General features: G+C 67.4%; 16 protein-coding genes. 8 read left to right on the forward strand and 8 right to left on the reverse strand.

The genetic code is table 11. The annotated features are described in order from the left end of the window. Positions 1 to 269: 269 nt before the first annotated feature. Both AC5P9W_RS00455 and AC5P9W_RS00460 read left to right on the forward strand, forming a co-directional pair. The gene (locus AC5P9W_RS00455) at positions 270 to 3614 is read left to right on the forward strand and encodes a GH92 family glycosyl hydrolase (protein WP_206621381.1); all 3345 of its coding nucleotides are present in this window, start codon (positions 270 to 272) and stop codon (positions 3612 to 3614) included. Beyond that, a complete protein-coding gene (locus AC5P9W_RS00460) occupies positions 3611 to 4354 on the forward strand; it encodes a basic secretory protein-like protein (RefSeq protein WP_111098063.1) in 744 nt (247 codons plus the stop codon). Before AC5P9W_RS00455 ends, AC5P9W_RS00460 begins: the two co-directional genes overlap by 4 nt. A 452-nt stretch (positions 4355 to 4806) precedes the next feature. Here the strand turns inward: AC5P9W_RS00460 and AC5P9W_RS00465 are convergent, their stop codons facing one another. After that, positions 4807 to 7098, reverse strand: a complete 2292-nt coding sequence (locus AC5P9W_RS00465) for an NADP-dependent malic enzyme (RefSeq protein WP_021204353.1) — start codon at positions 7096 to 7098, stop codon at positions 4807 to 4809. A gap of 229 nt (positions 7099 to 7327) precedes the next feature. Continuing rightward, a complete protein-coding gene (locus AC5P9W_RS00470) occupies positions 7328 to 8671 on the reverse strand; it encodes a dicarboxylate/amino acid:cation symporter (RefSeq protein ID WP_021204354.1) in 1344 nt (447 codons plus the stop codon). A gap of 328 nt (positions 8672 to 8999) precedes the next feature. On the opposite strand from AC5P9W_RS00470, the gene AC5P9W_RS00475 reads away from it, so the two are divergent. Together AC5P9W_RS00475 and AC5P9W_RS00480 are read left to right on the forward strand one after the other, a co-directional pair. Next, positions 9000 to 10169, forward strand: coding sequence for an OprO/OprP family phosphate-selective porin (locus AC5P9W_RS00475; RefSeq protein WP_111098062.1), 1170 nt, complete (start codon positions 9000 to 9002; stop codon positions 10167 to 10169). Between the two features lie 66 nt (positions 10170 to 10235). After that, complete coding sequence (locus tag AC5P9W_RS00480) at positions 10236 to 12878, forward strand: hybrid sensor histidine kinase/response regulator (protein ID WP_495218621.1); 2643 nt, start codon at positions 10236 to 10238, stop codon at positions 12876 to 12878. Positions 12879 to 13436: 558 nt separating this feature from the next. Here AC5P9W_RS00480 and AC5P9W_RS00485 read toward each other — a convergent pair. From AC5P9W_RS00485 to AC5P9W_RS00500, 4 genes are read right to left on the reverse strand one after another with little or no spacing between them, the layout of a single operon-like run. Then, positions 13437 to 14087 carry a response regulator gene (locus AC5P9W_RS00485; RefSeq protein WP_005414428.1) on the reverse strand — a complete coding sequence of 217 codons (651 nt, stop codon included), beginning with the start codon at positions 14085 to 14087 and terminating at the stop codon, positions 13437 to 13439. A gap of 28 nt (positions 14088 to 14115) precedes the next feature. Beyond that, positions 14116 to 15171: an ABC transporter substrate-binding protein gene (locus tag AC5P9W_RS00490; protein WP_495218623.1), complete on the reverse strand. Its 1056-nt coding sequence runs from the start codon at positions 15169 to 15171 to the stop codon at positions 14116 to 14118. Further along, positions 15168 to 16559, reverse strand: a complete 1392-nt coding sequence (locus AC5P9W_RS00495) for a sensor histidine kinase (protein ID WP_031270791.1) — start codon at positions 16557 to 16559, stop codon at positions 15168 to 15170. Before AC5P9W_RS00495 ends, AC5P9W_RS00490 begins: the two co-directional genes overlap by 4 nt. Next, on the reverse strand, positions 16552 to 17241 hold the full coding sequence (locus AC5P9W_RS00500; protein ID WP_019662067.1) for a response regulator transcription factor: 690 nt from the start codon (positions 17239 to 17241) through the stop codon (positions 16552 to 16554). The genes AC5P9W_RS00495 and AC5P9W_RS00500 overlap by 8 nt, the downstream gene beginning before the upstream one ends. Before the next feature lie 232 nt (positions 17242 to 17473). Between AC5P9W_RS00500 and AC5P9W_RS00505 the strand changes: the two genes are divergently transcribed. The 4 genes from AC5P9W_RS00505 to AC5P9W_RS00520 all read left to right on the forward strand — a co-directional run bounded on the left by AC5P9W_RS00505 (position 17474) and on the right by AC5P9W_RS00520 (position 23277). Continuing rightward, positions 17474 to 18613 (forward strand): OprO/OprP family phosphate-selective porin, encoded by a 1140-nt coding sequence (locus AC5P9W_RS00505; protein ID WP_111098059.1) that lies wholly within the window; start codon positions 17474 to 17476, stop codon positions 18611 to 18613. Positions 18614 to 18687: 74 nt separating this feature from the next. After that, positions 18688 to 20016, forward strand: a complete 1329-nt coding sequence (locus AC5P9W_RS00510; protein ID WP_029550722.1) for a CitMHS family transporter — start codon at positions 18688 to 18690, stop codon at positions 20014 to 20016. Between the two features lie 24 nt (positions 20017 to 20040). Beyond that, positions 20041 to 20781 carry an acetoacetyl-CoA reductase gene (gene phbB / locus AC5P9W_RS00515; protein ID WP_005419193.1) on the forward strand — a complete coding sequence of 247 codons (741 nt, stop codon included), beginning with the start codon at positions 20041 to 20043 and terminating at the stop codon, positions 20779 to 20781. A gap of 198 nt (positions 20782 to 20979) precedes the next feature. Next, the gene (locus AC5P9W_RS00520) at positions 20980 to 23277 is read left to right on the forward strand and encodes a TonB-dependent receptor (protein WP_495218624.1); all 2298 of its coding nucleotides are present in this window, start codon (positions 20980 to 20982) and stop codon (positions 23275 to 23277) included. Positions 23278 to 23715: 438 nt separating this feature from the next. On the opposite strand, the gene AC5P9W_RS00525 is transcribed toward AC5P9W_RS00520, so the two are convergent. Together AC5P9W_RS00525 and rsgA are read right to left on the reverse strand one after the other, a co-directional pair. Then, entirely contained in the window at positions 23716 to 24969 is a 1254-nt protein-coding gene (locus AC5P9W_RS00525) for a flavohemoglobin expression-modulating QEGLA motif protein (RefSeq protein WP_329858896.1), read from the reverse strand. A gap of 126 nt (positions 24970 to 25095) precedes the next feature. After that, positions 25096 to 26205, reverse strand: coding sequence for a ribosome small subunit-dependent GTPase A (gene rsgA, locus AC5P9W_RS00530; protein ID WP_021203922.1), 1110 nt, complete (start codon positions 26203 to 26205; stop codon positions 25096 to 25098). Positions 26206 to 26296 lie beyond the last annotated feature (91 nt).

Genomic DNA, 26296 nt, shown 5'->3' on the forward strand with positions numbered 1-26296 from the left:
CGATCCAGCGGGTTCACGCTGGAAACCCGCCGACTGCGAAATTTGCCGCATTTGGATCGAACTAAATGGCACTTGTCAGGCTGCTGCCGCTGTTGCAGGATCGGGCCAGGCCGTGAATCGGCCCACCCCAATCCGACCCGATCGCATGGCCCGCCCCCACCGGACCGGCATCGCCTCTTCCACTGCCCTCCCGGCGGGCGGAGCGATGCTGTCCGTGGTGTCCGCCGATGCGGGTTCTGCCTGCCGCCTGCCTCTCGGGAGACCCTTGCATGACCCTGTCTGATCCACGCCGCGCCCTGCTTCCGCTCGCTCTGGCCCTGGCCTGCGTGACCACTGCGATGCCGGCGCTGGCGCAGGGGCTGCACACCTCGTTCGAACCGGGCGAGCCTGTCCCGGCGCAGGCCACCAGTGCGCTTCAGGTCACGATCGGCAATGGACCGGCCGCGCCCTACGCCGCCAAGCGCAACGCCGGCTACAGCGGCCTGCATGCGCTGCGCTACAGCAGCCAAGGCGGCAGCGCGCGGCGCGAACTGTTCAAGGCCGACCTGCCCATCGAGGCCGATACCACGCTGTCGTGGCTGGTGCTGCCGGAAATCGTCGGCAAGGACACCGTCGCCTCGACCTATGTATCGCTGGACCTGCTGCTGGACGATGGCAGCCGCGTTTCGGCTGGCACGGCACGCGACCAGCATGGCGTGGCCCTTGGCGCCCATGCGCAGGGCGAGTCGAAGACGCTGTACCCGCAGCAGTGGGCGCGCAAGGCGGTGCGGCTGGGCGACGTGCCCGCGCTGAAAGGCCGCCGCGTGGTGGCGATCGAGCTGGAGGTGGCCAGTGCCGAAGGTGCGCCGGTCTCCGGCTGGATCGACGACGTATGCCTGGATGCGCAGCCGCGCCAGCAGCCGCAGCGCGTCTCGGACTGGGTGCTGACCACACGCGGCACCCAGGCCAACGGAACGTTCTCGCGCGGCAACAACCTCCCGGCCACGGCGGTGCCGCACGGGTTCAACTTCTGGACCCCGGTGACCGATGCCGGCGCACTGAACTGGCTGTACCGCTGGAACGAACAGAACGATGCGCAGAACCGCCCGCAGCTGCAGGCGCTGGCACTGAGCCACCAGCCCAGCCCGTGGATGGGCGACCGCCAGACCTTCCAGGTGATGCCTTCGGCCAGCCGTGGCGCGCCGGACGCCGACCGCCGCAAACGCGCGCTGTCGTTCGACCGCCGCCACGAAAGCGCCCGCCCGTACCGTTACGACGTGCGCTTTGACAATGGCATCGCTGCCGCCATCGCGCCGACCGATCATGCCGCACTGTTCCGATTCGACTTCCCCGAGGGCGGCGACGCCAACCTGCTGTTCGACAATGTCGATGCGCGCGGTGGCCTGACCCTGGACGCCGCCACGCAGACGCTGTCCGGCTACACCGATACGCGCAGCGGCCTGTCCAACGGAGCCAGCCGCATGTACGTGGTGGCCAGCTTCGACAAGCCGTGGCGCAGCAGCGGCCGCCTCGACACCGGCCGCCCGACCGGCTACATCAAGTTCGACGCCGGCAGCGACCGGCGGGTGACGATGCGCATCGCCACCTCGCTGATCTCGGTCGAGCAGGCGCGGCACAATCTGGCACTGGAAATCAGCGCTGCCGATACGCTGGAGAGCGTGGCCAGCCGTGCGCAGGATGCATGGGACGCGCGCCTGGCCCGTTTCGACATCGGCAACGCCAGCGACGACCAGAAGACCACGCTGTACTCCAGCCTGTACCGGCTGTACCTGTACCCCAACTCCGGCCATGAAAACGTGGGCAGCGCGGCCCTACCCGACTGGCGCTACGCCAACCAGGCCAGCGCCAGCGATGACAACACCGATGGCAGCGCGACCCGCAGCTATGCGGCCGTGCGCGACGGCAAGGTCTTCGTCAACAACGGCTTCTGGGATACCTTCCGCACCACCTGGCCGGCCTATGCGCTGTTTACGCCCGACGATGCCGGCCAGCTGGTGCAAGGCTTCATCGAGCAGTACCGCGCCGGCGGCTGGATCGCGCGCTGGTCGTCGCCGGGCTACGCCGACCTGATGGTCGGCACCAGCTCGGACGTGGCCTTCGCCGATGCCTGGCTGAAGGGCATCGGCGGCTTCGATCCGGCCGAGGCCTACGCCGCCGCGCTGAAGAACGCGACCGTGGTCCCGCCCGACCGTCATGTCGGCCGCAAGGGCATGGACCGTTCGACCTTCCGTGGCTACGCCAGCGCGGACGTGCACGAAGGCATGTCATGGACGATGGAAGGCGCGCTCAATGACTTCGGCATCGCCAACATGGCCGATGCACTGGCCAAGCGCGCCACCACGCCGGCTGCACGCGAGCGCTACAGCACCGAGGCCGAGTACTTCCGCTATCGCGCCGCCAGCTACGCGACCATGTTCGACCCGGCCGCCGGCTTCTTCCAGGGCCGCAAGGCCGATGGCCGCTGGCGCGTGGACGCCAAGGATTACGACCCGCGCGTATGGGGCCACGACTACACCGAATCCAATGGCTGGACCTTCGCCTTCACCGCCGCCCACGATGGCGAAGGCCTGGCCGCGCTGTACGGTGGCCGCGACAAGCTGGCGGCGAAGCTGGATGCCTTCTTCGCCACGCCGGAAACCGCCGACCCGGCACTGGCCGGCTCCTATGGCGGCACCATCCACGAGATGACCGAAGCGCGCGACGTGCGCATGGGCATGTACGCGCACAGCAACCAGCCGGCGCACCACATCCCGTGGATGTACCTGTACGCCGGGCAGCCGTGGAAGACCCAGCAGCATGTGCGCGAGATCCTGTCGCGGCTGTATGTGGGCAGTGAGATCGGCCAGGGCTATCCCGGTGACGAGGACAACGGCGAGACCTCGGCGTGGTACGTGCTGGCATCGCTGGGCCTGTACCCGCTGCGCATGGGCGCACCGGAGTACGTGATCGGCTCGCCGGCCTTCGAACATGCGCGCGTGGAACTGCAGGGTGGTGCCGTGCTGACCGTGAACGCGGCCAACAACTCGCGTGAGAACGTCTACGTGCAGTCGCTGACGATCAACGGCAAACCGTGGACGAAGACCTGGGTGCCGCACGAGCTGATCGCCAAGGGCGCGACCCTCGACTTCGTGATGGGCCCCCGTCCCTCGCGCTGGGGCAGTGGCGTGGATGATGTGCCGCGCTCGTTGACCGCACGCGGCCAGCGCCCGCAGCTGCTGCACGACCTGCTCGGCAGCGGCGCGAAGGCGACGTTGGCCGATGGCCGCGCCCTGCCCGCGCTGGTCGATGACGATGCCGGCACGACGGTGGGCCTGGGCGGCGGTGCAACCATCGCGCTGGCCGGCCTGGCTGAGGGCACCCCGACGATGTACACGCTGACCAGCGGTGACAGCCGTATCCAGGGCGGTGAGTGGACACTGGAGGCGCGCAACGGCAGCGGCAGCTGGGCCGTGCTCGACCAGCGCAGCGGCGAAGACTTCGAATCCGCCCGCCAGACCCGTCCATTCCGCATTGCAAAACCCGGTCGCTACAGCGAATACCGCCTGCGCCTGGCGGCACCGGCACGGCTGCCGCTGGCGGAGATCGAACTGCTGGCGGCCGGCACCGTACAATGAGCGGCATGCGCTTCCGTTTTCTGCCCTTGGCCCTTGTTGCCCTGTCCTTCTCCAGTTTCGGCCAGACCCAGGCGTTCGATACGCAGCTGACCCGCGACGGCGTGACGCTGAACTACCAGGACGCCCGTGGCGCCCTGGCCGCGCCGCAGCGCAAGCGGGTGATCGATACGTTCTTCTTCGCCTACCTGCGCGAACGTGCGGACTTCCACCCGGCCGCGCCGGCGATGGTGCGCATCGTGATCGACCCGGCCTACACCGGCATCGCCTTCGTCGGTGACAAGGACCAGGCCGCAACGATCACCATCAACCCGGGTTGGCTTGCGCAGCACCCCAACGACATCGACCTGGTCACCCATGAGGCCATGCACATCGTGCAGGGCTATCCGGGCTATGGCGACGCACGGGTGCCGGGTTGGCTGGTGGAGGGCATCGCCGACTACGCACGCGACCGCTACGGCATGGACAATGCCGCTGCGGGCTGGGCACTGCCGGGCAAGGTCGAGACGGGGCAGAACTTCGACAGCGGCTACCGGGTCACCGGTGCGTTCCTGAAATGGGCCGACGCCGAACATCCGGGCCTGGTGCTGGCACTGGACAAGGCCCTGCGCGACGGCCGCTATGCACCGGTGCTGTGGCAGAAGCACACCGGCAAGGCACTGCCTGCGCTGTGGACGCAGTATGCCAAGCCGCGTTCGGATGCACCGCCGCCGGCACCAGCGCGCCGCGGCAAGCGGCGCTGAGCCCCAACGCACTTTACGTTCGCCGGGCATTGCCCGGCGCTACCGCATCGCGGCCTCAGCGCGACTGCACGAAGCCGGCGTACAGCGCGAACAACTGCTGGAAGTACCGCCGCGTCACTCGATTGCGCATGACACCCTCGTCCATGGAAAGTTGGTCGGGCCCAGGGTGGGGAGGCCGGTCCGGTCCCTTCCCACGGCCAGGCCGCGTGGGCGTATTGGGCCGCAGCGGCGTTGCAGGGAAATGACCGGGGTGCGTAGCGCGTGTGGCAGCGGTGGGACCGGCATCGGGACCGGTAGAGTCGACTGTTAGTCGACTATCGCGCGATCGCGCGGGATTTTCGGTGGTTGTAGGAAAGGCAGTCGACTAACAGTCGACTCTACCCGTTTCCGCTGGGCGGAAACGAAACGCGCCCCGAAGGGCGCGTTTCTGCAGATCGCAGCGGAACGAAGGCTTACGCCTTCTTTTCCGCTTCGATCTGCTTGCGGATCTGCGCATCGACCGCCGCAATCGCGGTCATGTTCAGGATCCGGCGCGAGGTCGCGCTGGTGGTCAGGATGTGCACCGGCTTGTTCACGCCCATCAGGATCGGACCGATCGCCACGCCGTCGGTGAACACGCGCACCAGGTTGTAGGCGATGTTGGCCGCTTCCAGGTTCGGCAGCACGAACAGGTTGGCTCGGCCCTGCAGGGTCGAGCCCGGCAGCAGCTTCTGGCGCAGCGCTTCATCCCATGCGGTGTCGCCCTGCATTTCGCCATCCACGTTCAGGCGCGGGTTGCGCTTGAGCAGCAGCTCGCGCACCTGGCGCATCTTCAGTGCATCCTTCGAATCGTGGCTGCCGAAGTTGGAGTGCGACAGCAGCGCCACCTTCGGCTCGATGCCGAACAGCTTCATGCGGTAGGCCGCCTGCAGGGTTGCTTCGCACAGCTGCTCGGCGGTCGGGTCTTCCTGCACGTGGGTATCGACGAAGAAGAACACGCCCTGCTGGTTGATCACGCCGGTCATCGCCGAGGTCGAGGTGACCTTCGGCTCCAGCGGCAGCACGCTGCGCACGTAGCCCAGCTTCTTGTGGAAGCGGCCGACGATGCCGGTCAGCATCGCATCGGCTTCGCCACGGGCCACCATCACCGCTGCGATCAGGGTCGGGCGCGAACGCATCAGGTTCTTCGCCGCGGCCACGGTCACGCCACGGCGGCCGGTCAGGCCGTGGTAGTACTGCCAGTATTCGTTGAAGCGCGGGTCGTCGTTGATGTTGGTGACTTCAACGTTCTCGCCGATCTTCAGGCGCAGGCCGAGGCGCTCGATGCGCGACTCGATCACTTCCGGGCGGCCGATCAGGATCGGATGCGCCAGGCCGTCATCGACCACGTTCTGCACCGCCTGCAGCACCACTTCCTCTTCGCCCTCGGCGTACACCACGCGCTGCTTGTCGCTGCGCGCGCGGTCGTACACCGGCTTCATCATCAGGCTGGTGCGGTAGACGAACTGGGCCAGCTTGTCGCGGTAGGCGCCCATGTCCTCGATCGGGCGCGAAGCCACGCCCGAGTCCATCGCGGCCTGGGCCACGGCCGCCGACAGCTCCACCAGCAGGCGGCGGTCAAACGGACGCGGGATCAGGTATTCACGGCCGAAGCTCGGGGTCTCGCCGCCATAGGCCGAGCCCATGTCGGTGGCCGCGCGGCGCGCCAGCGCGGCGATGGCACGCACGCAGGCGATCTTCATTTCCTCGTTGATCGCAGTCGCGCCCACGTCCAACGCACCACGGAACAGGTACGGGAAGCACAGCACGTTGTTGACCTGGTTCGGGTAGTCCGAGCGGCCGGTGCCGATGATCGCGTCCGGACGGGCGGCGCGCGCCACCTCCGGCATGATTTCCGGAGTCGGGTTGGCCAGCGCGAAGATCACCGGATCCGGGGCCATGGTCTTGACCATCTCGGCGGTCAGGATGCCCGGTGCCGACAGCCCCAGGAAGATGTCCGCGCCGTCGACGATCTCGGCCAGGGTGCGCTTGTCGGTATCGCGCGCATAGCGCTGCTTTTCCGGGTCCAGGTCGGTACGGCCGGTGTGGATCACACCCTCGCGGTCGAAGGCCAGGATGTTTTCCGGCTTCAGGCCCAGCTGCACCAGCATGTTCACGCAGGAAATGCCGGCGGCGCCCATGCCCGTGGTCGCCAGCTTCACGTCCTCGATCTTCTTGCCGGTGATCGCCATGGCGTTGAGCACCGCTGCGCCGACGATGATCGCCGTACCGTGCTGGTCGTCATGGAACACCGGGATCTTCATGCGCTCGCGCAGCTTGCGCTCGACCACGAAGCACTCCGGCGCCTTGATGTCTTCCAGGTTGATGCCGCCGAAGGTCGGCTCCAGCGAGGCGATGATGTCGACCAGCTTGTCCGGGTCGGTTTCATCCACTTCGATGTCGAACACATCGATGCCGGCGAACTTCTGGAACAGCACGCCCTTGCCTTCCATCACCGGCTTGCCGGCCAGCGCGCCGATGTTGCCCAGGCCCAGCACCGCGGTGCCGTTGGAGATCACCGCCACCAGGTTGCCGCGGGCGGTCAGCTCGCTGGCCTGCTGCGGGTCGGCCTTGATCGCTTCACAGGCATACGCCACGCCCGGCGAATACGCCAGCGACAGGTCGCGCTGCGTCAGCATGGGCTTGGTAGCGGAAACCTTGATCTTTCCCGGGGGGGACATCCGGTGGTAATCGAGGGCGGCCTGTTTGAAATCTTCGTTGGACATCGATGTGGGTTACATGAATGGGCAGAAGGGACAGGGGATCATACCCCCGTTGGAGCGTCTGGACCTGTCGCTATCCTGTCGCAGCCATGCTGCGACCGCACAATTCCGTGCCGTATGCGGCGGGGCCCCAGACCAGCATCGGCGTTGCCCATGACAGTCATGGGACGCCTTGAAACGCCGCGGGGCCGTACCACTGTCGTGGCCGGCCCCGCGGTACCACACACCTGGATCAGCCCTTGGCCGGCAGCGCCTCGGGCAGCGCATCGACCGGCGGCGGCAGTTCGCTCTCGCGGCCGTCCAGCGCCAGCTGCAGGCGGTTGCGGTCCAGCGCACCTTCCCAGCGCGAGACCACCACGGTGGCCACCGCATTGCCGATGAAATTGGTCAGCGAGCGGCATTCGCTCATGAAGCGGTCCACGCCCAGGATCAGCGCCATGCCGGCCACCGGCACCTCCGGCACCACGGCCAGGGTGGCGGCCAGGGTGATGAAACCGGCGCCGGTGACACCGGCCGCGCCCTTGGAGCTGAGCATCGCGACCAGCAGCAGGGCGATCTGGTGTCCCAGGGTCAGTTCGGTGTTGGTGGCCTGGGCGATGAACAGTGCCGCCAGGGTCATGTAGATGTTGGTGCCGTCCAGGTTGAACGAGTAGCCGGTCGGGACCACCAGGCCCACCACCGACTTGCTGCAGCCGGCGCGTTCCATCTTCTCCATCAGCGACGGCAGCGCCGACTCCGACGAAGAGGTGCCCAGCACCAGCAGCAGCTCGGCCTTCAGGTAGCGCGCCAGCTTGAACACCGAGAAGCCACACAGTCGGCAGACCAGGCCCAGGATCACCGCCACGAACAGGAAGGCGGTGAGGTAGAACGAGCCCACCAGCCAGGCCAGGTTGATCAGTGAGCCGACGCCATACTTGCCGATGGTGAAGGCGATCGCGCCGAAGGCACCGATCGGGGCGGCCTTCATCAGGATGTGCACCAGCTTGAACACCGGGGCGACCAGCGCCTCCAGGAAGTTCACGATCGGCCTGCCTTTCTCGCCCACCGAGGCCAGCGCGATGCCGAACAGCACCGCGATGAACAACACCTGCAGGATGTTGCCATCGACGAAGGCGCTCACCAGCGTCTTCGGGATGATGTCCATCAGGAAGCCGACCAGGGTCAGGTCATGCGACTTTTCGACGTAGCTGTGCACCGCGGTCTGGTCCAGCTCGGCCGGGTTGATGTTCATGCCGGCGCCGGGCTGCACCACGTGCGCCACGATCATGCCGACGATCAGCGCCAGCGTGGAGAAGAACAGGAAGTACGCCATCGCCTTGGCAAACACCCGGCCCACCGTGCGCAGGTGGGTCATGCCGGCGATGCCGGTGACGATGGTCAGGAAGATCACCGGTGCGATGATCATCTTCACCAGGTTGATGAAGGCATCGCCCAGCGGCTTCATCTTTTCGCCCACCAACGGTTCGTAGTGGCCGAGGATGGCGCCGAGGACGATCGCCACGATCACCTGGAAGTACAGCTGGCGATAGATCGGCAACGGCTTTGCAGGCGCCGGGGCTGCGGTCGGGATGTGCATGGCGGACTCCGGAAGGGGCGTTTTCAGGCACGTACGGCCCCGGGACTGCACGGGAACCGCTACCGTGGAAACTGATCGCCCTGTGCTGCACGCGCAGGAGGTGCGACCAATGGACGCCTTTGTACGCGCTGGGCACGTCGGCGCAGATAACCTATTGGTACTAGCCCCCCGGTTCAGGTGGCGCAGGTGCCTACACTGGCGCCACACCGCCCAGACACGGGAAGGCCGGTGGCCCGGGCTGAACGGCCGGGCGCGTCCTTGCGAAAGTTTCGGCCCCTGCGGCCGTTGTTGTCCTGTCCACACGCAATCCGAGAGAGCCGCACCCAACATGCGCCCGAATCCCACCTTGCTGGCCCTGTCGCTGGCCGCCCTTCCCGCCTTCGCCTCGGCCGCCGATTTCGACAACTGGCCGACCAAGTACGCCTTCGGCGACGGCACCGAACTGGCCGCTACCGCCAACATCGCCTACGACTACAACGATTTCTCCTCGGGCAGTGGCCTGGAGGATGACGACGCGGTGCGTCGCAAGGAGTTCGGTGCGACGCTGAAGAAGAAGGGCGTTTACGACGCGATGGTCTACTACGACTTCCAGTCCGATACCTGGCTGGACGTGTTCGTGCGCTTTGAAAGCAAGGCCTTCTTCGGCCGCGACATCGGCCGCTTCCGCTTCGGCTACATGAAGACCCCGGTCGGCCTGGACGCGAACACCTCTTCGCGCGCCGGCAGCTTCCTGGAAACCGCGCTGCCCGTGCAGGCCTTCTACGCCGGCCGCCGCACCGGCGTGGAATGGGTGCTGGAGCGCCCGCAGTACCTGCTGCAGGCCGGCGCCTATGGCGGCAAGGACCTGCAGGGTGACAACCCCGGCACCACCCAGGCCGTGCGTGCGGTGTGGACCCCGGTGAAGGCGCCGGGTGACGTGATTCACCTGGGCCTGGCCTATTCGCAGGAGAATCCGCGCGGCTACAGCGATGGCCGTGACGTGCACCACGAGGCCAGCGCGCGCTTGCGTGCACGCCCGGAAGCCGGCCTGACCGACATCCGCTATGTCGATTCCGGCGCGCTGGTCACCGCCGACCAGATCCGCCGCACCGGCCTGGAAGGCATCTGGATCCGCGGTCCGTTCTCGCTGCAGGCCGAAGCCCTGCGTGCCACGGTCACCCGCCATGACGGCAAGCCCGACTACACCGGCAGCGGCCAGTACGCGATGGCCAGCTGGGTGCTGACCGGCGAGTCGCGCCCGTACAACGCAGGTGCCGTGGCCAACATCAAGCCGGCGCACGACTACGGCGCGGTGGAACTGGTGGCCCGTTACAGCCGCTTGGACCTCGACGATGGCAGCATCCTTGGTGGCCGCCAGCACGACCTGACCCTGGGCGCGAACTGGTACCTGACCAGCCACTTCAAGTTCCAGGCCAACTATGTGAAGGTCGACGCCAGCCGTCGCGGTGTGCACAGCACGCCGGAGATCTTCGAACTGCGCGCGCAGATGCACTTCTGACCCCTTCCACGTCAGACCCCGGCGGGCGTGCACGTCACGCCCGCCGGCCCTGCGTAGACTGCCGCCATGTACCGGCTCAGCCGCCACCGGATGCTGTTGCTGACCCTCCTGGTGATGGTCGGTGGCACCGTGCTGTGTGCGGTCGCCGCCGGCCACTACGCCTGGCGGCGCGCCCTCGGCGAGGAAAGCAGCCAGGTGCAACGCCAGCTGCAGCTGTACGGCCAGGGCCTGCAGCAGCGCATCGACCGCTTCGGCACGTTGCCGCAGGTACTGGCGCTGGATCCGGATCTGCTGCACGCCCTGCGTGTGCCGCCCTCGCCCACCGAACAGCAGCGGCTGAACCTCAAGCTGCAACGCGCCAATGAAGTCACCCGTGCCTCGACCCTGACCCTGGTCGGCCACGACGGCGTGGCAGTGGCGGCCAGCAACTGGGACCAGCCGACCAGCAACGTCGGCGAGAACTACAGCTACCGCCCCTACTACCGGCAGGCACTGGCGCAGGGCCGCGGCCGCTTCTACGGCATCGGCATGACCACCGGCGTACCCGGCTACTACCTGTCGCAGGCCATCGAGGAAGGTGGCAAGCGGCTCGGCGTGGTGGTGATCAAGGTCGAGCTGTCGGCGCTGGAACAGGAATGGTTGAGCAGCCCGGACGTGGTGCTGGCCAGCGACGACCATGACGTGGTGTTCCTGGCCAACCGTGACAGCTGGCGCTACCGCCTGCTGCGCCCGCTGGGCGCCGATGAGCGCCGCGAAATGCTGGACGCCCGCCAATACGCCGACCGCGCGTTGCAGCCATTGCGCGCGCGTACTGAAGACGTGCTTGCCGATGGTGGCCGCATGGTGCGCCTGCTCGATCCCGTACTGCCGCAGCCGATGCTGTGGCAAAGCCTGCCGCTGCCCGCCGAAGGCTGGAACCTGCATCTGCTGCACGACGCCGGCGCCGCCACCGCCGCCGGCCGCGCGGCCGCACTCACCGGCGGTGCCGCGTGGCTGGCGCTGGGCTTCCTGGTGCTGTTCGTGCAGCAGCGCCGACGCCTGGCCAAGCATCGCCTGCGCAGCCGCCGCGAACTGGAAACCCTGCTCAAGCAGCATGCACAGGAACTGCGCACCGCACAGGATGGCCTGCTGCAGGCGGCCACCGACGCCGACAGCGGACTCAGCCGCAGCCTCGAACACCTGCCGCAGGGCGTGGTGGTGATCGACCGCGAACTGCGCCTGGTCGCGTGGAATTCGCGCTATCTGGAACTGTTCCGGTTCCCGGCAGACCTGGTCCGCGTGGGCCGGCCGATCGAGGAGTTGTTCCGCTTCAACGCACGCCGTGGCCTGCTCGGTCCGGGCCCCGTCGATGAAGCAATCGAGCGTCGCCTGAACCACCTGCGCAGCGGCCGCCCGCACATGCGCGAGAGCGAGAAGGACGACGGCACGGTGCTGGAGATCCGTGGCAATCCGCTGCCTGACGGCGGCTTCGTCACCAGCTATGCCGACATCACCAGCTACAAGAACGCCGCGCGCGAACTGCGCTCCCTGGCCGATGCGCTGGAACACCGCATCGCCGAACGCACCTGCGACCTGGACGAAGCACGCCGCGAAGCCGAGCAGGCCAACCGCTACAAGACCCGTTTCGTTGCCTCGGCCGTGCACGACCTGCTGCAGCCCCTCAACGCGGCGCGCATGTTCGTCTCGGTGCTGCGCGGCAAGCTGAGTGACCCGGCGCAGCAACAGACCAGCGACCACATCGATGCTGCATTGGCCGCGCAGGATGCGATCCTCAACAGCCTGCTGGATATCGCGCGCCTGGAATCGGGCAGCCTGCCCACGCGCGTACAGGCGTTCCGGCTCGGGCCTTTGCTGCAGACGCTGGCACGCGAGTTCGGCATCGCCGCGCAGTCACGTGGGCTGGTGGTCGACTGGGTCGATACCGCTGCGGTGGTGGTCAGCGATGAAGCGCTGCTGCGCCGCATCCTGCAGAACTTCCTGTCCAACGCACTGCGCTACAGCGAACGTGGCCGCGTGCTGCTCGGCTGCCGTCGCCGCGAAGGCCTGCTGTGGATCGAAGTTCACGACCAGGGCCCCGGCATTCCCGATGCGCTGCAGGGCGAGATCTTCGAGGAGTTCCGCCGCCTGCACGACGGCCAGCAGCGCGGCGCCGGCCTTGGCCTGGCGATCGTCGACCGCATCGGTCGGCTGCTCGGCCACCCGATCCGCCTGCGCTCGCAGCTGGGCCAGGGCAGCGTGTTCGCGGTGGGCGTGCCGTTCGGCGAAGCCAGCGCGATTCCCGCTACTGCTCCTGTGCCGGTGCTGATGCAGGAACCGGCCGCGGACAACCCGCTTCGCGGTCGCCGGGTGTGGGTGATCGACGACGATCCGCACGTCTGCGCCGCCAGCCGCGCGCTGCTGGAGCGCTGGGGCTGCGAGGTGGCGCTGGCCGACGGCCCGCAGGCGGCGCTGCAGCTGGCGGCAACAGGCGCGGTGCCAGAGCTGGTGCTGCTGGATGTGCGCATGGGTGACCACCATGGCCCGGTGCTGTACGAGACATTGGCAGAGCTGTGGCAGGCCCGTCCGCCGGTGGTGCTGGTCACCGCCGAGCGCGATGCGGGATTGCGTGAGATGGCTGCCGAACGCGGTTGGGGAATGATGGCCAAGCCGGTGAAGCCGCCGGCGCTGCGGGCGCTGATGAGTCAGTTGCTGATCCGGCATCGCGGGTAGTTTCCAGCCAACGGCGCAGCCCCTCGTGGTTGGTGTCTGGTTGGTCGTGGAAAGCAAAAGCCGTGGGTGGGCCGGTCGGGCTGGGTGCGCGGGGGACGCCGTGAATCCGTCCCTGGAGACTTGGCAGCCGCATCCATGCGGCTGACACCCCCGCGCACCCAACCCGACCGCCCTCCGACAGATTTCGGTGGCCTGCACCCACGAAGAAGAAAATAAGATCAAAAGCGGGTCGCGCGCTGCGCTTGCTCGTGTAGAGCCGAGCCCATGCTCGGCTTCACGGACCGTCCAGAAAGCAGCCGAGCGTGGGCTCGGCTCTACAAAAAGCAGCCTGTCAGGCTGTCTTTGCTTTTGATCTTCTTTTCTCTTCCGCGGGTGGACGCGCACGGAACGTGTCCGTGGCCGGGCAGGTGGGCTGCGCAGGGGCGTGAGCCGCATGGATGCGGCGACCGAGCTTACATGGACGTACTTGCAGCGGCCCCTGCGCAGTCCACCTGCCCGGCCTCACCCATGAACTGCTCTACGTGTCCACCCACGAGGGGCTGCGCCGTTGGCTGGAAACTACAACCCGATGCCGGCGTCGCCCTCAGGCTCCAGCGCCTTCACCAGTACCGCTGCCTGTGTGCGGCTGTGGCATTCGAGCTTCTTCAGGATCGCAGTGACATGTACCTTCACCGTGTTCTCGGCCAACCCCAGCGTGTAGGCGATCTGCTTGTTGAGCAGGCCATCGGCCAGGCACAGCAGCACACGGAACTGCTGCGGGGTCAGCTGGGCCAGGCGGCTGGCCAGCAGTGCGTCGGCCTCGGAGCGTTCGGCGGCCATCGCCGGGAACCACAGGCCACCATCGAGCACCGCCTGCACCGCCTCGCCGATGGTCTCGGCCGGAGCAGACTTTGGAATGAAACCCGCCGCGCCGAACTGCTGGGCACGACGGATCACCCGCGGATGGTCGTTGGAGGAGAGGATCACCACCGGAATGTCCGGATGCGAGCCGCGCACGTGCAGCAGCGCGGAGAAACCGTGCGCGCCGGGCATGGTCAGGTCCAGCAGCACCAGGTCCACATCCGGGTGGGCATCCAGCGCTTCGGCCAATGCCTCGGCGCTGGCGACTTCGCGCACCTGCGCCAGCGGCAGGCTCTGCCGCAACGACTGCACCACCGCCGAACGCAGCAGCGGGTGGTCATCGGCGATCAGGATGGTGTATTCGCTCATGCCGCCATTGTACGGGCAGGTCGCCGCCTCAGCGCCCGGCCGGCTCGACGCTGCTGCGCCAGGCATCGAGGAACTGGCGACGCTTGAGCGCGTCCAGGTACACCAGCAGGCCCGGGCCGAGCTGGATCGGGCGGCGGCTGCGGCCCGGCGCATCATCGCCGCGCGCGTTGCCGGTCACGATCGGCATCAGCCGTGCCTCGCGCGACAGCACCTGCTGGCCGCGTGGCGACAGCAGGTAGTCGAGGAAGCGCCGGGCTTCTTCCGGGTGTGGGCCGGTACGCGGGATCACTGCGGTACGCAGCACCACCAGCGTGTAGTCCTCGGGCTCCACAATGCCGAGCGGGGCACCCGCATCGACGCGCGCCTGCGCGTAGGAGCCGAGCACGTTGTAGACCAGCGACAGCTGTCCGCTGGCCAGCTTGTCCAGCAGCACGCCGGTGCGCTCCTCGCGCACCACGTCGTTGTCACCCAGCGCGCCCAGCAACGCACCGGCGATGCTGCCACGCTGCGCATCTTGGGTAGACAGCAGGTAGCCGACGCTGCTGCGCTCGATGTCATAGGTGCCGACCCTGCCGCGCAGCGGTGCTCCCTCGGCGCGCAGCCGGTCCAGCAGCTGCCGACGCGTGTGCGGCACCTTCGCGGCCGGCAGCATGCGGGTGTTGTAGACCATCACCACCGGCTCGTAGCTGATACCGAACGCCTCGTTGCGCCACTGTGCCCAGGCCGGCAGTGCGGCGGTCTGCGCCGAACGGTGTGGCAGCGCGTGGCCATCGTTGACCAGCTTGGTCTGCAGATCCATGCCGCTGGAGATCAGCAGGTCCGGCGATGCCGGTCCGGCGCGGTCGTGCAGGTAACGCGCGTACAGGTCCTGGGTGATGATGTCCTCGTACACCACCTCGGTGCCGGGATGCAGGCGCTGGTAATCGGCGATCACCACCGCGAACACTTCGATGTCGGTGGTGCCGTGAATGCGCAGCTGCGCAGTGGCCTTTGCCTGGGCCGGGAAACGGCGTACGTCGCCGGGCGCGGCCAGTACCGGCAGGGCCAGCAGCAAGGCAACGGCAGCAGCGAACAGGCGGATCATGGACTGCTCCGTGGCAGGCGGATGGTGGCGACCAGCCCGCCCTGCGGGCGGTTGCTCAGGTCAATGCGGCCGCCATGGCTGTCGACCACGCGCTTGACGATGGCCAGGCCCAGCCCGGCACCACCTGAGGGCGCGCCTTCGCCACGTGCGAAACGCTCGAATACGCGCTCGGCATCGGCCGGGGCGATGCCTGCGCCGTGGTCGGCGATGGTCAGCACGGCCTGCTCGCCTTCCACGGTAAGGGCAATCTGCAGGTCGCCGTCACCGCCGTACTTCAGTGCGTTGTCGACCAGGTTCTTGATCGCCTCGCGCAGCAGCAGCGCATCGCCGTGCACCAGTGCCGGTTCGGCGGTCATCGCCAACTGCACGCGCGGCGCCGGACCGGCCTGCGGCAGCGCTTCATGCAGGGCCTGGTGCACGGTCTCGGCCAGGTCCACCGCTGCAAAGCGCTGCAGATGCGAACGATGGATCACGCTGGCATCGCTGAGCAGCTGGTTCAGCAACCGGCTCATGTGGGTGGCATTGCGCTCGATCGCCTGCAGGCTGCGCCGCATGTCTTCGGGGTCGTCGTCGTCCAGCGCAAGCTGTGCCTGCGCGCGCAGGGCAGCCAACGGCGTGCGCATCTGGTGCGCGGCCTCGGCCATGAATGCGCGCAGTGTCTCGTTGCTGCTGGACAGGCGTTCCATGAAGCGGTTCAACGCCGCCACCATCTGGTCCATCTCGCGCGGCACGCGCGCGTCGAGGGGCTTCAGGTCGGACGGTTCGCGGCGCGACAGCTCGCGTTCCACCCGCACCAGTGGGCGGAACGCGCGGTGCACGCCAAACGCCACCAGCGCCAGCAGCAGGCCGGACAGCACGCCGATCGCCAGCAGTGCGCGATTGACCATGTCCTGCGCGACGGCTTCGCGCGCACGCCGGGTCTGGCCCACCTGCACCTGCACCTCGCCCTGCGCCGAGGCCGCGGCGAAACTGCGGCCGACCACCACGAAGCGCACGGTCTCGCCGCTGTACGCCGCATCAAACAGTTGCGGCTGCGTGCCCGGACGGCGCGGCGGCGACGGCAGATCGCCATAACCTGTGATCAGGTTGCCGCGGCTGTCGGCCACCCGATAGAACACGCGGTCTTCCGGGGCCATCGCCAGGAGGTCCAGCGCCGCATAGGGAAGATCGACCTGCCACTGGCCGTCGACCAGCGCCACCGAATCGGCGATGGACAGCGCCGAAGACACCAGCAGGTGATCGTAGGAACGGTTTGCCGCACGCTGGCCATAGTCGCGCGCGGCGAACAGCAGCGCCACCGCGAATACCGCCAGCAGCGCGCCGAGGTAGAGCAGCAGCGTGCGCCGCAGCGAACCCGGTGCGGCGTTCGCAGCGCGTGCGTCAGCCATCGGCGTCGGCGCTGCCATCGCTGGCTTCCAGCAGGTAGCCGACACCGCGCACCGTGGTGATGCGCAGCGGTGCGCCCGCCAGCTTCTTTCTCAGGCGGCCAACATACAACTCGATGGCATTCGGGCCCGCTTCGTCATCGAAACCGAACAGGCCGTTGCCGATCTCGTCCTTGCCGACCACCTGACCAAGACGGCCGACCAGGATCTCCAGCAGGCGGTACTCGCGATTGGGCAGTTCGATCGGCTCCCCGTCGAGGCTGACCCGGTGCGCAGCGTTGTCGAACTGGAAGCCGCCAATCTGCACCACTTCGCTGGCCTGCCCACGCGCGCGCCGCAGCAGTACGCGGCAGCGTGCTTCGAACTCGCGGAAGTCAAAGGGCTTGCCCAGGTAGTCGTCGGCGCCCACATCCAGCGCCTGCACGCGATCCTCGATGCCATCGCGCGCGGTCAGCATCAGCACCGGCGTGCTGTCACCGCGCTCGCGCATGCCGGCCAGCACGCGCAGGCCGTCCAGCTTGGGCAGGCCGATATCCAGCACCACCAGGTCGAAGCTCTGGTAGCGCAGCACGCTGGCAGCGGCCAGGCCGTCGGCCTGCCAGTCCACGGCATGGCCACTGCGACGCATGCGACGGATGATCGCATCGGCCAGATCCGGGTTGTCTTCGACCAGCAGCAGGCGCATGGGCACGACGGTGGGAGGGGAAGCGAATGCTACCGCATGACGCCGGGGCCGCCCGCCGGGCCATGCCTGGCGACCATTTACGCTGCACCGCACAAACCGCTGACAGGACGATGACAGCTACGGCGACCCAGACTGCGGCCGCGCACCGTCCGGTGCCCACGATTGCCGCGCGCCTGGCGCGCACCTGGGAGGGTTTGTGGAATTCACGTTTGCCTGGCGGCGTCCTGCCGCCATGATGGCGCTGGCTGTCCTGTCGGCGCCGGCCTTCGCTGCCGAAGACGACCGTCCGGTCACCGCCACCCTGGGTGGCCGCCTGCACCTGGACTTCGCCACCTTCGATAATGACAACCGGGGCACCCCGAACAAGGACGACACCGAAATCCGCCGTGCGTGGGTTGACGTGTCCGGCAAGTTCTTCGTGGTCGACTACAAGCTGGAAGCCGATTTCTCCGGCGACCGCGTCGAGGCCAAGGACGTGTACCTGGCGCGCAGCTTCGGCAAGGCCGGCAAGCTGACCGTCGGCCAGTTCAAGCAGTACTTCTCGCTGGATGACCGCACCAGCTCCAACTACGGCAGCTTCCTGGAGCGCGGCAATGCCGGCACCACGCTGGCGCCGCTGTACCGACTGGGCGCGTCGTGGCAGGCCAATCCGGGTGACTTCACCTGGGCCGCCAGCATCTACAGCCTGGAAAGCATCGACGCTTGGCAGGTGAAGGGGCGTGCTGCGGGTGGCCGTGTCACCTGGGCGCCCTCGCCCGCCGATGGCGACGTGCTGCACCTGGGCCTGTCGCTGGCCCGCGAGGCCTATGACAACCCGGGCGCGAACGGCGTTCCGGGCCTGAAGATCCGTCCGCGCCCGGCCGGCCACCTGTCCGACAACAGCCGCCTGACCCTGGTGGACTTCTCCGCCGGCCGCGATACCGATGTCAACAAGTGGTCGCTGGAGTACGCCCAGGTGCGCGGCCCGCTGTCGTGGCAGGGCGAGTTCAGTGGCGCCACCTTCGATGACGGTGCGCAGCGTGGCGACGTGATGGCCGCCTACGGCATGGTCAGCTGGTTCGTCACCGGCGAAAGCCGCGCCTACGACCGCAAGACCGGCCGCTTCGCGCGGGTGAAGGACATCCGCCACAAGGCCGGCGCGTTCGAAGTGGCGCTGCGCTACGACCAGATGTGGGGCGCGCAGCATCTCGATGGTGCGCCGGACCTGCGCCGCGGCAGCACCGAGGCGTGGACGCTGGGTGGCAACTGGTACCTGCGCGACAACCTGCGCTTCATGCTCAACGTGATCGAAAGCCGCAACCGCGACCGCTTGGCCGGGGTGACGGTGGACCGCACGCGCGCGGTCACCGGCCGCCTGCAGTACGACTTCTAGGCCCGACATTCCGGGCATTCCGCCCGGGCCCCTTCCACTCCCCACGTCCTGTTTTCGCAAGGAGTCCGCAGATGATGCTGAGCATCCTCGGCTTTGGCATGGTCATTACGTTCATGTACTTGATCATGAGCAAGCGCCTGTCGCCGCTCGTCGCCCTGATCACCATCCCCATCCTGTTCGCGCTGATCGGTGGCTTCGGTGCCGGCATCGACGAGATGATGCTGGAGGGCATCAAGAAGATCGCACCCACCGGCGTGATGCTGATGTTCGCCATCCTCTACTTCGGGGTGATGATCGACGCCGGCCTGTTCGATCCGCTGGTGCGGGTGATCCTGCGCTTCGTCAAGGGCGACCCGATGAAGATCGTGCTTGGCACCGCGGTGCTGGCGATGCTGATCTCGCTCGATGGCGATGGCTCGACCACCTACATGATCACCGTCTCGGCGATGCTGCCGCTGTACCAGCGGTTGGGCATGAACGCGCTGAACATGACCTGCGTGACCATCCTTGCCGGCGGCGTGATGAACCTGACCCCGTGGGGCGGCCCGACCGCACGCGCGGCCACCGCGCTGCACGTGGACCCGGCCGACGTGTTCGTGCCGCTGATCCCGTCGATGGTGATCGCCTGTGCCGGCGTGCTGCTGCTGGCCTGGTACCTGGGCCTGAAGGAACGCCGTCGCCTGGGTGTTGTGACCCTGCCCAAGGGCGGCAGCTGGATGGACAACAGCGTGTCCGACGACAGCAACGCGCTGCCGACCGTGGAAGATGCCGAAGACATCAAGCGGCCGAAGCTGCTGTGGGTGAACCTGGCACTGACCGTGGCGCTGATGACCGCGCTGATCATTGGCGTGCTGCCGATGCCGGTGCTGTTCATGGTCGGCTTCGCCATCGCCCTGGTGATCAACTATCCGAACCTGGCCGAGCAGCGCCGCCGCGTGGTCAACCACGCCGGCAACGTGCTGTCGGTGGTGTCACTGATCTTCGCCGCAGGCATTTTCACCGGCATCCTCAACAACACCGGCATGGTGGAGGCGATGTCGCACAGCTTCCTGGCCGTGATTCCGGAATCGTGGGGCCCGTACCTGGCGGTGATCACGGCGGTGGCGTCGATGCCGTTCACCTTCTTCATGTCCAACGACGCGTTCTACTTCGGCGTGCTGCCAATCCTGTCCGAGGCCGCCGGCAATTACGGCATCACCCCGGTGGAAATGGCGCGCGCCTCGCTGGCCGGCCAGCCGGTGCACCTGCTCAGCCCGCTGGTGCCGTCCACCTACCTGCTGGTGGGCCTGGCCAAGGTCGAATTCGCCGACCACCAGAAGTTCACCCTGAAGTGGGCCATCGCCATCTCGATGCTGCTGATGATCGGCAGCCTGCTGTTCGGCCTGTATCCCCTTGCCGCCTGACCCTTTGCCAAGGAGCCTTCTGCAATGACGCTTCGAATCGCTTACGTCACCAGTGGAATGGGCAGTGTCGGCACTGCCATCTGCCAGAGCCTGGCCCGCAGCGGCCACACCGTGGTTGCCGGCTGCGCGCCGAACTCGCCGCGCAAGGCCAACTGGCTGCGCGAGCAGCGCGAACAGGGTTTCGACTTCATCGCCTCCGAAGGCAACGCGACCGACTGGGCCTCGACCAGCGCGGCGTTCGCCAAGGTCCGCGCCGAAGTCGGTGAGGTCGATGTACTGGTCAACAACTCCGGCGGCAGCCGCGACCTGCTGTTCCGGCAGATGACGGTGGAGGACTGGAACGCGGTGATCGCTTCCAACCTCAACGCGCTGTTCAACCTGACCAAGCAGGTGGTCGATGGCATGGCCACGCGCGGCTGGGGCCGCATCATCAACATCGGCTCGGTCAGCGCCCACAAGGGCCAGATCGGCCAGGTCAACTACGCCACCGCCAAGGCCGCGATGCATGGCTTCAGCCGTGCACTGGCTGCCGAAGTTGCGTCGCGCGGGGTCACCGTCAACACGCTGTCGCCGGGCTACATCGCCAGCCAGGCGATCAGCAGCTTCCCGCCGGATGTGCTGGACCGGCTGGCCGCCTCGGTGCCGGTGCGCCGCTTGGGTCGCCCCGAAGAAGTGGCCGGCCTGTGCGCGTGGCTGGCCTCGGATGAAGCCTCGTACGTGACCGGCGCCGACTATCCGGTCAACGGTGGCCTGTACATGGGGTGAGCCCTCCCCACGGAGTGCGCGGGGCGGTGAACCTTCGTTCGCGAGTGGGATCCGGCCCCTTTTCTATCGGGTAGCAGGACACGCACGGGGGCCTGCGTCGTTCGTTGGTTTTTCGTAAAGAAGGTTTCATGTTCCGCTCGCATAGTGGCCATGCACCGCGCACGCGTGCCGGTGCCCCCCCCCATGCAACGGACCACCATGCAGACCCGACACCTGACGATCGCCGTGGCGATCGCGCTCTCCGCCGCCGCCAGCGCCCATGCCGCCACCGCCGCCGATACCGGCGCCAGCACCGATGCCGCGCTGAGCGCGCAGACGCTGGACACCGTCTCCGTGATCGGCCAGGGCGAGACCCGCCAGGTGCAGCGCATCACCACCGTCGACAAGCAGGTGCTGCCGCCGGGTACCAGTGGCCAGAAGATCCTCGACCGCCTGCCGGGCGTGTCGGTGCAGTCCAACGATGCCTTCGGTGCCAATGAGGAATCGCAGACCATCAGCCTGCGTGGCTTCGACAAGAGCCGCCTCGGCTACACGCTGGACGGCATCCCGCTGGGCGACAACAGCTACGGCAACTACAACGGCCTGAGCATCGCCCGCGCGATCATCGCCGAGAATCTGGCCGGTGCCGAGTTGTCGCAGGGCATCGGTTCGCTGGGCGTGGCCTCGACCAGCAACCTGGGCGGCACCATCCAGTACTTCTCGATGGACCCGTCCACCGAGTTCGGTGGCCGCGCCAGCGTCACCGTCGGCGACAACAGCCAGCGCCGTGGCTACCTGCGCGTGGATACCGGCGACCTCAACGGCTTCTCGGCCTATGTGTCCGGCGTGCACCAGGACCAGGACATGTGGGCCGCGCCCTACCAGAACCAGACCACCCGCCAGTTCAACGCCAAGGCAGTGTGGAATGTCGGCGACCACCGCTTCGGTGCGTTCGTGGCCACCTCGCGCGCCAGCCAGGCCAACTACGCCTACCTGTCCAAGGACATGCTGGCGCGTGGCCTGGGCTGGGATTGGAACATCTACGCGCCGGACTGGGATCGCGCCGTGGCCGCTGCGTACTGCGCGCCGGGCACCTACAACAAGGCACGCTGCAAGTTCAGCGGCGGCGTCAACAGCATCGACGATGCCTACTACCAGAGCCGCGCATTGCGCGACGACAACCTCTATTCGGTCGATGCCGACCTTCGCCTGGGCGAGCAGGGCCGCCTGAAGCTGCTGGCCTACCACCACGACAACCGTGGCCAGGGCCACTGGTGGGCACCGGGCCAGCCATCCTACCCGGGCACCGACAGGATGCTGCCGATCTCGATCCGCAGCACCAACTACACGATCAACCGCGATGGCCTGACCGCCGCATTGTCGTGGACGGTGGGCATCCACGAACTGGAAGCCGGCCTGTGGTACGAGCAGAACGACCATAACGTGTCGCGCAACTTCTACTACATCAGTGGCCCGTTCCTGGACGACCTGTACCTGAAGAACCCGGACCGCCTGCTGTTCAACCAGGACTTCGACATCCGCACGCGCCAGTTCTACGTGCAGGACCGCATGCGCTTCCTGAACCAACGGCTGACCGTGGACGTGGGCATCAAGAGCCCGAACACCCGCATGCGCGCCACCGCCCAGCCGGGCGTGGAAACCAGCATCGCTTCGGGCACGCTGACCGCCAAGAAGTCGGTGCTGCCGCAGGTGGGCCTGGGCTTCAAGCTCAACGCCAACAATGAACTGTTCGCCTCGTACGCCGAGAATATCGCCGCCTTCGTCGGTGGCGGCAGCGGTGGCCCGTTGCAGGTGTCGCCGGAATCGTTCGCAGCCAGCGCCGGCCTGGAGCCGGAGAAGTCCAAGAGCCTGGAAGCCGGCTTCCGTACCTTCGGCGAGAAGTACCAGGCCTCGATCGCGGCCTACAACGTGAAGTTCGACAACCGCCTGCTGTCGCTGAACCCGTGTTCCAGCATCGAAGTCGGCACGCGTCCGGAGTGCGTAACGCGCTTCATCAATGTCGGTTCGGTGAAGAGCCACGGCGCGGAACTGACCTTCATCCTCAAGCCGATCGACGGCCTGCAGTGGTACAACGCGCTGTCCTGGAACAAGACCACCTACGAGGATGACTACACCTCGGGCGGCGCGATCGTGCCGGTGGCCGGCAAGATCACGGTGGATACGCCGCAGCGCATGGCCTCCAGCGAGATCAGCTGGAACCGCGATGGCTTCTTCGCCAGCCTGCGTGCCAAGTATACCGGCAAGCGCTACTACACCTACACCAACGACCAGTCGGTGCCGGGCGTGACCACCTTCGACGCCGGTGCAGGCTACGACTTCGGCCCGGGCCTGGGCCTGCGCAACGTTCGGGTGTCGTTGAACGCGACCAACCTGACCAACAAGCGCTATGCCGGCCAGCTGAGTTCGTTCGCGCCGACCGATCCGAAGGGCACGCGGTATGCGATCCATGCGAGCGCGCCGCGGCAGCTGTTCATGACGGTGGCGGCGGAGTTCTAAGTCGAAAGCGTTGCTCCGCGGCGTCTTGATTATCATCGCGGGGCAGGGCCGGATGGGCCGGCGCAGGACACGCCGTAAACCCATCCATGGGGGCTCGATGGCGCCATCCATGGCGTCAACGGTCCTGCGCCGGCCCATCCGACCCTGCTCGACGGTTTCCCGCGCCACGGTGCGGAAGGCAAAGAAGAGCAAAACCAAAGAGCCGGGCATTGCCCGGCTCTTTGCTTTTCAAGCGCAATCCCTTCGGCGCGGTGATGTGCTGCCGCCCGCGCGGGAAACTGTCTGGCGGCGGTGGCGCACCCTGGCCAGGACCGTGAGGCGCATGGATGCGCCGATCGAGCCCCCATGGATGGGTTTACGGCGTGTCCTGGCGAGGGTGCCCCACCGCCGCCCAGCGATATCCATCGAGGCGCCAGCGCATCATCCCGCCAACGCATTTCATTCCGGCGCCAGCTGGTCCATCCGTATCCGGTTGGCGAACAGCGAGAACGCCAGCATCCCGGCCAGCCCGTTCGCCCGGCTCACCCAGTGCGGCAGCCAGCGCGGCGGCTTCAGCACACCCGCTTCGAACAGTGGCGCGAACGCAATCGCATCGGTCAGGCTCATCTTGCCGGCAAACAACCAGCGGCAGACCTGCAGGCGGTCCTCGGCCAGCATGTGCCGGAAGAAGGTATGCACCGACACCAGCCCGCGCAGGTACACCGTGTCCTTGGTGAACGCCAGGCCACCATTGGGCGGCACGCCACGGAACACGCGCTGTGCCGAGGCGAAACTCTCCTCCGGGTTCTGCCCGGCATCGCAGAAATAGCGGAACACTTCGATGAAGTCGGCGCCTTCGCGTGCCATCGCGATCGCTTCGGTGCGCAGGCTGATCCGCTTCAGGCGCTCGATGTCGATGCTGCCGGTGATCTGTTCGGCGAAGGTAGCCAGCCCTTCCTGGGTGGCCGTCACCCGCGGCGAGGACAACGCCAGGCTGGGCAATACCGGCTGGCCGCGACCGTTCAATGCGGTGAGCGAATGCACCAGCGCTTCATGGTGGAACAGCTGCGCGCGGTCGTAAGCGCTGAAGCGCGCGCTGGTACGCAGGCGGATGCGGGTCGGACCGGCAGCGGCCTTGGACACCAGCTCCGGATCCAGCTGAACCTGGATGATGCGCGATTCGAAGAACGCATCCAGATCGTTCTGCAGCTGCAGCTGCAGGGCAATGGCCGAGACCGGTACCTGCTCTTCCGGCGCCAGCAGTTCGTGATCGAGTTCGGTAGCGATCTGGATGAAGTGGCGCGCTGCGTCGCGCGTGCTTGGACCATTGCCCGGCAGCGGCTGCTCGGGTGCGCCGAACAGCTGCACCGAACAGGTATCGACTGCCGCAGTGCCCAGCCCCTCCAACAGCTGCGCGGCCAGATCCCAGCTCTGCGCCGACTGCTGCACATAGTGGCCCAGCGGGTGGCTGTCATCGCAGTCGCCGGCGATCGCGGCCAGCGCGCGGCGCTCCTCGCTGAAATCCAGCCTCGGGTAGTCCACCTTCGGCAGCACCGGCTGGCCGCGCGCCACGCTTTCCAGGAACGGTGCCTGCAGCGTGGCCGGCCAGCTGGTCAGGCCCAGCAGGCGGATGCCCCCCACGGCCTCGACCAGGCGCGCATCGAGCGCTGCATGGTGGGCCACGTCACGGTCCAGCGTCGCAGTCGGTTCCATGCGCGGACTATAACGCCCTGCCGTGCCCGGCGCGGTGCGCCGCCGCCCGTGCATCGGCTCGGGCGCTACATGAAATGACTCCACCGCGGACCAACTGTAGAGCCGAGCCCATGCTCGGCTGCCTTGTTACCGCCTACGCGGCTTCCCCGCCGGCCGGAACTGCTGGCCCTTGCCCTTCCTGCCGCCGCGTTCCTGCGCGGTCTCGGCCTGGCGTACGGCCAGCTTCGCTGCGGCCACGGCCACTTCTTCCTTCAGCTTGAAGTAGTTCAGCAGCCGGCTCTCTTCAATCTCGCCCGCGTCGATCGCTGCGCGAACAGCACAGCCCGGTTCCTGCTGGTGCTTGCAGTCGTTGAAGCGGCACTGTGCGGCCAGCGCTTCGATATCGGCGAAGCCGCCTTCGGACAGCGTCTCTTCACCGGTCGGCTTCAGCTCGCGCATGCCGGGGGTGTCGATCAGGCAGGCACCGGTCGGTAGCGGCATCAGCGCGCGGTGCGTGGTGGTGTGGCGCCCGCGCGAATCGTTGGCACGCACCGCGTTGGTCCTCATCCGCTGCTCGCCGAGCAACGTGTTGGTCAACGTGGACTTGCCGGCACCGGAGGAGCCGACCAGCACCACCGTGCGGCCGGGGCCCAGCCACGGTTGCAGCACCGCCACGCTGTCGGCGTCCAGGCCGTTGATCGCATGCAAGGCGATGCCCTGCATCTCCAGTTCTTCCAGCACTGCCAGCGCGTCCTCGCTGTATTCGGTCTGGTCGGCCTTGGTCAGCACCACCACCGGTTCGGCACCGCCACCGCCGACCAGCAGCAGGTAGCGCTCGATGCGGCGCGGATTGAAGTCAGCGTCCAGGCCACAGACGATGAACACCGTATCGATGTTGGCCGCGATCACCTGCTGGTGGTAATGCTCGCCTGCCGCGCCTCGCTTGATCGCGGTACGACGTGGCAGCAGGGCGACGATGCGGATGCCGTCCAGCAGCACCCAGTCACCCACCGCCGGCCGCTCGTGGCTGGGGAAGCGCGGGCGCTGCCATTCCGGCAGCGACTCGGCCTTGATCGACGCATCCGGGCCATCGGCCACCACGTAGTGGGTGCGGTGCTGCTCGATCACCCGCGCCGGGCGGGCCTGCGGATGCGTGGCCATCGCGGCCTGCCAGTCGGCCTGCTGCGCCGGGCCCGGCCAGGGCCAGCCAATGGTCTGCAGGGCGATGAAATCGGGGGTCTGGGTCATCGCGGCCATTCTACCTGTGCCGACGCCCTGCCAGCCCAGCAATGGCGGGCCCGGAGCCCTTGCCATGCAGTGCAGCAATTCCGGTAGGATGGAAGCCCCA

The sequence above is a fragment of the Stenotrophomonas sp. YJH_SMC_33 genome (assembly GCF_059372295.1).